General features: G+C 65.2%; 4 protein-coding genes. 2 read left to right on the forward strand and 2 right to left on the reverse strand.

Features of this window, described 5'->3' with window-relative positions; genetic code table 11:
• Positions 1-1,598, forward strand: a 1,598-nt coding sequence (eccB, locus tag M7H19_RS16865; RefSeq protein WP_298182580.1) for a type VII secretion protein EccB, incomplete at its 5' end; no start/stop codon positions are given.
• A 460-nt stretch (positions 1,599-2,058) separates the two neighbouring features.
• Here the strand turns inward: eccB and mycP are convergent.
• Both mycP and eccD read right to left on the reverse strand, forming a co-directional pair.
• The gene (mycP, locus tag M7H19_RS16870; protein WP_298182582.1) at positions 2,059-3,615 is read right to left on the reverse strand and encodes a type VII secretion-associated serine protease mycosin; all 1,557 of its coding nucleotides are present in this window, start codon (positions 3,613-3,615) and stop codon (positions 2,059-2,061) included.
• A gap of 58 nt (positions 3,616-3,673) precedes the next feature.
• Positions 3,674-5,068, reverse strand: a complete 1,395-nt coding sequence (eccD, locus tag M7H19_RS16875; protein ID WP_298182585.1) for a type VII secretion integral membrane protein EccD — start codon at positions 5,066-5,068, stop codon at positions 3,674-3,676.
• A gap of 222 nt (positions 5,069-5,290) precedes the next feature.
• Here eccD and eccCa point away from each other — a divergent pair.
• On the forward strand, positions 5,291-8,740 hold a 3,450-nt coding region (eccCa, locus tag M7H19_RS16880; protein WP_298182586.1), incomplete at its 3' end, for a type VII secretion protein EccCa.

Consider the following 8,740-nt stretch of genomic DNA (forward strand, 5'->3'; position numbering starts at 1 on the left):
CGCAAGTCCAGGCCTACCAATTCGTGCTGCGCCGCATGCAGTCCGCCTTGGTGCGCAAGGACGCCGTGATGCTCCACGACCCGATGCGCACACACTCGCGTGCGACCATCGTCGGCGTCGTGCTCAGCTGCCTGGGGATGCTTGCCTTCATCATCGTGGGCTTCTTCAAGCCAGACCCGAAGCCCCCGGAGTCCGGCATCGTCATCGGCGAGCAGTCCGGGAGTGTCTACGTGGTCGCCGGGGAGAAACTGATCCCCACCTTCAACCTCGCCTCAGCGAGGCTGATCCTCATGGCGCAGAACCAAGGCGGGGGCGAAGGCGGCGGGCAGGAAGAAGGCGCGCCGGCCGCTGTGGAGCCCGACGTCGTCTCCGACGAGCAACTGAAGGACATTCCCAAAGGCCGACTCCAGGGGATTCCCGGCGGTCCCGACCTACTGCCTTCGGAAGACCAGCTCATCTCCACAGACTGGGCCGTTTGCGACCAGATCATAGTGGACCGATCGCTCAATGATCCGGTAGCGCGGGAACAGGCCGTGACGGAAAGCACGGTAGTAGCCGGGGTCAAGGACAAGGATCTCGGCAGAGAACTGGCCCAGAACCAGTCGCTGCTCGTATCCGCCGACGACGGCAAGCACTACCTGGTGTACCGGCAGAAAACCGATGCCAACAACCAGAACGCCAACACAGTGCGTGCCGAGGTCGACCTCTCAGATGATGCCGTCACCTCCGCTCTGGATCTCGAAGAACGCATGGCGCGGCGCATCTCGACAGGCCTGCTCAATGCGATTCCGTCTGTCGGCACACTCGAAGCACCCCACATCCGAGGCTGGGGCCAGCAACCCGACGGCTTCAACGTCAATGGGCTGTCGATCGGCTCGGTAGTCAAGACCCAGCTCACCGAACGCACCGAGTTCTACGTGATTACGGAAAGGGGTCTTCAGCGCATCTCGCAGGCCGTGGCGGACATTTTGATCTACAAACACTCCACGGCCGGCGTCAGTGGTGCTGAGCCCATCACCCCGGACACGCTGAGGACCCTCCCGATCGTTGGCCCCGGCGATGAGGGGTACCTGGATGTCAGCCACTACCCGGATGCCGTGCCGACCGTGCTCGATCCCATGAACCACCCCGTGGCTTGCCTCGGCTGGAACATCAGGGGAGAGGGCGAACAACGTGACGCGTTCACGTCGGTGTACGTCGCCGGAGAACTGCCTGTGCCGAAGGATGCGAACGGCGAACCGGAGTTCGTCAAAATCGGCACGCCCTCTCCGGACAACATGAAGGTCGACCACTTCTACATGCGACCCGGCTTCGCGGCGGCTGTGCAGTCGGCCACGACGAAGGAAACGTTCGGGCGAGGCAACATTCAGCTCATCTCGGACCGCGGAGTGCGTTACAGCATTCCCAGCAAGGAAATCGCGCAGGGGCTCGGGTTGACCAAGCTGGACCCCGCACCCGAATCGATCATCAAACTCCTTCCGGCTGGGGCGTCACTGAACCCGCAGGACGCGCAACGCACGTATGACACGGTGTCCGTGGACGAGCAGGAGGGCACGGTGATCCAACCGGAAGGCCACGCGGCAGCGGGCGGCAACTGACACGCTGGAAGCGGCGCCAGCGTAGGAAAACGGTACAGGCCGGGCAGGAGAGGCTTCAGACGGAAGCGCTTCTGCCCGGCCTTTGTCGTGTGGTGCGAGCTTGTTTCGGGGGAGGCGGAGTCTTGTGTTCTGGGGGGACAAGACGGCGAACAGACCGGACAGACACGGAAAACCTCAGCGAAACCGGCTCGGCACTGGGCCAAGTCCCCTCCGCACGTGGGTGCTGGGTTGGTCTGCGTTCAACCGCGTTTAGCCCGCTAAACGCGGTTGAGGGTGGCAAGGGGGCCTTCCCTGTTACGGCTGTAGCGTAGCTGACCTCTGCGTTGAAGTGGCGACGGTCAGAAAGGGCGGGCGAAGGTCTTCAGCTGGTGGGGTTTCCGTTGCCCAAACAGCATTTAGCCCGCTAAACGCTGTTCTCCGTCCAGAGGGAGACGCGTTTAGCGGGCTAAACGTGGTTTATTCAGACGCGGGCGGGCACGTCATCCTTGCGGTTGCGGCGGATGGTGTGGACGACGAAGAGGGTGATCCCGAGCGCGGCGAGGGCACCTCCGGAGCCGATCAACGCCACAGTGATCGGTGTCCTGTCCGGATTGTTCGGCGGTGGCATGTCCGATGGAAGGTTCTCAGCCTGCGCGGGCGGTATGCCTTCTTCGGACGGCACGGTCGCCGTCAACGCCGCCATGGGGTCGATGACCCCGTAACCCACGAAATTGTCTCGCCCACCCGGAGCCGGAGGGTGCTGCGCGGTGAACTTGATCCGGTGCATCACTTCGTGAGCGCTCAGGTCCGGGTACTTCGCTCGTACCAGCGCTGCCAGGCCCGCCACGTACGGCGCGGCGAAGCTGGTGCCCTTGATGTCCTGAGCCTCACCGTTGTCGATCATCATATTGGCCAGGCCATCGGATCCTTCAGCAGGGTCGAGAGAGATGATGCCCGTTCCCGGCGCGGCCACGCTGACCCACGGGCCGTGCATGCTGAAGTCCGCCAAGCCACCGGTTTCGTCGATGGCAGCCACGGACAGCACGTCCTCGGAGAACCACGGCGGCGTCACGATGGTCTTGGGCTTCTCGGCCAGGACCTGGTCGTTCTGTTTGCAGTTGTTGGATTCGGCGGCGTTGCCCGCTGCCGAGACGATCAGGACGTCCTTCGCCCGAACCGCGTACCGGATCGCCGCCCACATGGCTTGTTCGTCCGTGGTGATGGAGCCGTCGGCGGGCCGGCAGTGGTTGATGGAGATGTTCATGACGTCCACGTTCTTGTTCGCGGCGTTCACGATCGCTTGCGCGAGGGTCTTCAAGGTGCCGGCACCTTCGTTTCCCTGCGTGCGGCTGTCTTGGGCGGGGCCGGTGCTGCGAAGGGATTCGCCGCCCCCGTCATCGCCCCCGTCGTCGCCTCCGTCACCACCGTTGCCACCTGCGGAGCCGGAATCCTCTTCGGCGGGCGAGTAGTTCTGGCTGGATTGCCTGATGGACACGATTTCGACGTCGGGTGCCACGCCGGTGAAGCCGATGTTTTCGGGCGTGTCGGCCGCGATGATGCCTGCTACCTGAGTCCCGTGTCCGTCGCAGTCGTGCAGCCCGTCTCCGCCGTTCGCGACGTAGTCGCCTCCGCTTTTAAGACGGTTTTCGAAGTAGGGGTGTGGTGTCACACCGGTGTCGATCACGGCGACCCTCACCGGCTTATTGTTCTTGACGCTGATGCCGATGTGGCCGGTTTCCGCGCGCATCAGGTTGTGGACTTCGTCGATGCGCAGGTATTGCTGTCCCCAGGGCGCGTTCTGGATGTCTTCGTTGTACTCGAGATTGCGTTGGACGCAGGGAACTCTGGGTTCGTAGCGCTTGTCGGGCCTGCCGGTGTCGTTCGGCGGCGCGCCCGGGTCTATCGGCGGTGGTGTCGCGTAGTAACCGTCGGAACCCTCGGTAGCCGCGTCATCCTGCGCCAGGGCAGGCACCGGTAAGAATGTCGGTCCCGCGACGCCGATCGCCGCGATCAGCGCCAGTGCCGAGTGTCGTTTCATCGCCCGAGCCGAACGCACGCGAACCCCCTGGAAGTTGTGGCGCTGTTGGTCTGTTCCATCACCCGATGTCGAGGTGGCGCAGCGTGGAGTACAAGCCCATCACAGCGAGCGCCAGCGGCAGGACCGCTGCGATGCAGGCGGCTTCGAAGATCTCGACGGCACGGCGCATCGGCGGCGTGAAACGCTGGTTGGGGAACACGACGCCCAGGACCAGCGCAGCCGCCCCCAGCAGCAGGATCGTTCCGAAGACCCACAGGACACGGCCGTTGGCGTCCTCCGTCCACAGCCAGCCGAGCAGGATGCCGGCTGCCGAGACCATGCCCGTGGTGAGTAGTGCGACGGCTTGGCTGCCGTTGGCGTAGGTACGTGCCCGCAGCAGCAGGACGAGCGTGGCGATGACAGCGGTGAGGATGCCCCAGATGTCGCCGGAGGTCGCGGTGATCACCGCAGCGATCGCGGTGACCGAGCCGCTGCCGATCAGCAGGCCTGTCATGTAGTTGTGCGCGGCCCGGGTCTTGCGTTCGATGGAGGAGTAGTCCGGGTAGCCGGTGTCTTCTTTCAGTTCCTCCGCGGTGCCCGGCACATGGGGGAGAGGCAGTTTCGCCAGCCAGATCGTGGCCCTTGGCAGCATGGAGATTCCCGCGAGAGCGGCGGCGGCGGTTCCTGCGGCGATACCGGGCGCGGGGTGGGCGATGAGGGTCGCGATGAGGAATGCGACAACACCGAACACGCCCACTGTGGCGGCTGCGATGAATGTGGTGATGCCCGTGCCCATCAGCAGGATGCATGCCGCGGCGACGACCACCACGAGAGCGCTGGCCAGCAGGAGGTTGGCGCGTATGCCACCGCCCGGAACGATGTAGAAGCCGCTCACGAAGGCCAGTGGTAATCCTCCCGCGGCGGCGATCACCACTCCGGTCGCCGGAGCGTTGTAAGCCTTGACGAGAGTGGTGCCGACCGCGACACAGGCGATGGCGGCGACACCGGCGGTGATGGCGACGGCGAGTCCGTTACCTCCGTAGAGGGGGCCGCCGAAGAACAAGGCGAGCGCGGCGCAGAAGAGTGCCAGCCCTCCGGCGATGTGTCCGATGCGTTGTGCCGTTTCCTTCGTCCACGGCCGGAAGCTGTCGGGTTCGGCTTCGGCGATGGCGTCAACGACGTCGTCGTACAGCGGTGGTGGTGGATTCTCGTTGCGCTTGCGTAGTTGCAGCAGTTCGCCGTCGACGATGCCGAGAGAGGCGAGCGTTCGGCTCGGGTCGAGAGGAGCGTCGCCGAGTTTCGCCAGCGCCCAGCCGCCGTGCCTGGCGCCCCCGTCGGGAGACACCTCTTTCGCCATCTCCAGCAACATGGGCATGAGGTCGGCCACCGCCACATCGGCGGGCAGCGCGACATCGATGCGGGTTCGAGGCGCGACCACCGTCACCCTGCTGAATACCGTCGTGCCCGTTGCCACCTTTTCGCCCCCTACCTGGAGATTCTGCCGCAGGGTGTTTATACCGCGTCGCGGAAAACATCCCGTCGTCGGCCGGTAACCTTGCCGAACCGGCCCCATGGTGTCGTAATACCGCCCTAGTATTAACGCACCTGGGCCACACGTGGGGGCAGTTCCGGCGAATGTTCCGGTGCGCGCGCCCGCATTGGCCGTCAGTCGCCGAGTCGAAGAGGGGTCCTTTCGGTGAGCACGCTGCAGTTCAAGCGGTCGCCACGGCTTGCTGCTCCCCGCCCGCCTGGCGGTGAGGTGCGTTTGGAGCCGCCGCCCGAGGTCCCGCGGACGATTCCCGGCAACATCGTCATGAAGTTGATGCCGGTCGTCATGGTCGTGGCGATGTTGGGCATGGTCGTCTTCATGTTCACGGCGGGCGCTATGCGCAGCCCGTTCATGCTGATGATGCCGCTGATGATGATGATGTCGATGGTCGGCATGTTCGCCGGCGGCGGTCGGGGCGGCCAGCAGAAGAAGGCCGAGATGAACGAGGACCGCAAGGACTATCTGCGGTATCTCGGCCAGATGCGCGACAGGGCCCGCGAGGCGATGGTCGAGCAGCGCGCTTCGTTGGAGTGGGTGCATCCCGACCCCGAGGCGCTGTGGTCGATGGCGTCTACGCGGCGCATGTGGGAGCGGCGGCAGAGCGACCAGGACTTCCTTCACCTGCGTGTGGGCCGTAGTTCGCATCGGTTGGCGACACGTCTTGTGCCGCCGCAGACCGGCCCGGTCGACGAACTGGAGCCGATCGCGACGCTGGCGCTGAGGCGGTTCGTGCGCGCCCATTCCATCGTGCCCGACCTGCCCACGCAGATCACGTTGCGTGGTTTCGCCGCCGTCAGTCTGCAGGGCGACAAGGAACTCACGCGCGGCCTGGCCAGGGCGATGTTGGCGCAGCTTGTGACCTTCCACAGCCCGGACGACGTGCTCATCGGCGTCGCGACCACGGGTAGGGCCAAGGAAGAGTGGGAGTGGGCCAAGTGGCTGCCTCACGTCCAGCACCCGACGTTGTCCGATGGCATCGGACAGATGCGCATGATGAGCGGTTCGCTGGCTCAGATCGAGCACTGGCTCGAGGAGGAGCTGCGTGATCGTCAGCGGTTCTCGCGCAACGCCACGCCTCCACCCGACCAGCCGCACATCGTGATCGTGCTCGACGACGCCGAGGTCACCGGCGAGGAGCAGATCCTGCTGGAAGAGGGACTCGTCGGTGTCACTCTCCTCGACCTGTCCGACTCGATCGGCAACCTCGCGGCCCGTCGTGGCCTGCGCCTGGTGGTGGAGGAGGAGCGTCTCGGAGCCCGCAGCGCGGGTGGTGTCGAGTGGTTCGGTCGCCCGGACACGCTCAGCACGGTGGAGGTCGAGGCACTCGCCCGCAAGCTGTCTCCGTATCGCATGAGCACCGGGGCGACCGAGGACAGCGAGGAACAGCCGCTGCTGTCGAACCCGTCGCTGTTGGAGCTGTTGGGTATCCCCGGGGACCCGATGACGTTCGACGTGCAGCAGGCGTGGCGGCCGCGGCCGATCCGTGACCGCTACCGCGTGCCGTTCGGTGTCGGCGAGTACGGCCAGCCCGTCGAGCTGGACATCAAGGAAGCGGCCATGGAGGGCATGGGGCCGCACGGCCTGTGCATCGGTGCGACCGGTTCCGGTAAGTCGGAGTTCCTTCGCACGCTGGTACTCGGCATGTTGGCCACCCACTCCTCGACCACACTCAACTTCGTGCTCGTCGACTTCAAGGGTGGTGCCACGTTCCTCGGATTGGATAAGGCGCCGCACGTCTCCGCCGTCATCACCAACCTCGCCGACGAGGTCACGCTGGTCGACCGTATGAAGGACGCGCTCGCCGGTGAGATGAACCGGCGGCAGGAGGCGTTGAAGAACGGCGGTAACTTCAAGAACGTCTGGGAGTACGAGAAGGCACGGGAGAACGGCGCCGACCTCGATCCCCTGCCCGCGTTGTTCATCGTGGTCGACGAGTTCTCGGAGTTGCTGGCGGCCAAGCCCGACTTCATCGACCTGTTCGTGGCCATCGGTCGATTGGGTCGGTCGCTGCAGATGCACATGCTGCTCGCCTCCCAGCGCCTGGAAGAGGGCAAGCTGCGCGGGCTCGACTCCCACCTGTCGTACCGGATCGGTCTGAAGACGTTCTCGGCCGCGGAGTCACGGGCCGCGATCGGTGTGCCGGACGCTTTCGAACTGCCGTCCGTTCCCGGTGGTGGCTACCTGAAGTACGACACATCCACACTGGTGCGTTTCAAGGCGTCGTACGTGTCGGGGCCGTATCGGCCCGCGGGTATCAAAACCGCTGCTCCAGGCGCGAAGGTGGTGCGTGCCGACAAACGCCCGCAGCTGTTCGTGCCCGACTTCGTGGAACTGCCGAAGGAACCGGAGCCCGAGCCGGAACCCGTCGAGCAGCCACAGCAGCCGGAATCCGAAGAAGCCGTCGAACCGAGCGAATTGGACGTCATCGTCAGTCGGCTCGTCGGCCAGGGACCGCCGGCCCACGAGGTCTGGCTGCCGCCGCTGAAGGAACCCAACTCGCTCGACACCCTGCTGCCGAACCTCAACCCCACCGAGGACAGGGGACTGTCGCCGGTCGGGTTCTTCGGCAACGGCAGGCTGCAGGTGCCGCTCGGCATCGTGGACCGCCCGTACGAACAACGGCGCGACCCGCTGTGGGCGGACTTCTCCGGCGGTGCCGGGCACGGTGTCGTCGTGGGTGGTCCGCAGTCGGGTAAATCCACGATGCTGCGTACGTTGATCATGTCGATGGCGTTGACCCACACGCCCGAGGAGGCGCAGTTCTACTGCATCGACCTCGGTGGTGGAACGCTCGCCGCGCTGGACGGCCTGCCGCACGTGGGTGGTGTCGCGGTGGCACGCCGCGAGCCCGACAAGGCACGCCGTATCGTCGCCGAACTCACCACTTTGGTGAACGAGCGGGAAGCGCGGTTCGGTGCACTCGGCGTCGACTCGATGAACGACTTCCGCAACCGCAAGCGTCGTGGAGAGATTACGGCGGAACAGGACCCGTTCGGCGACGCGTTCCTCATCGTCGACGGGTGGCGTGCGCTGCGGGACGACTTCGACGAGTTGGAACCGCAGATCACCAAGCTGGCCGTGCAGGGTCTGACCTACGGCGTACACGTGGTCATCGCGTCGAACCGGTGGGCCGACATCCGACCCGCCATCAAGGACATGCTCGGGACGCGCTTCGAGCTGAGGCTCGGTGATCCGAGTGAGTCCGACATCGACCGCAGGGTCGCCGTCAACGTGCCGGCCGGACGTCCCGGCCGTGGTTTGACCCGCGACAAACTGCACTTCCTGAGCGGCTTGCCACGTATCGACGGCTCCAGCAGCGATGCCGATCTCGGTGATGGGGTCGTCGACGCCGTCAAGAAGATCTCCGCGGCTTGGAAGGGCAGGCATGCGCCCCAGGTGCGGCTGCTTCCCGACCTCATGCCGTACGAGGAACTGTTGCTGCAGGACAAGCACCAGGACAGCAAGCTCATTCCCATCGGTGTCGACGAGGACGAGCTCGCTCCCGTGTACCTGGACTTCAACGCCGACCCGCACTTCCTCGCCTACGCGGACGGCGAGTCCGGGAAGACCAACCTGCTGCGGCAGATCGTGCGCGGC

Origin of the sequence: Saccharomonospora sp. (genome assembly GCF_027317685.1) — a bacterium.
Classification (GTDB): domain Bacteria; phylum Actinomycetota; class Actinomycetes; order Mycobacteriales; family Pseudonocardiaceae; genus Saccharomonospora.

Bases quoted from the DNA above. Each gene is read 5' to 3' on its own strand.
- mycP (WP_298182582.1), bottom strand. From the start codon at position 3,615: ATGAAACGACACTCGGCACTGGCGCTGATCGCGGCGATCGGCGTCGCG.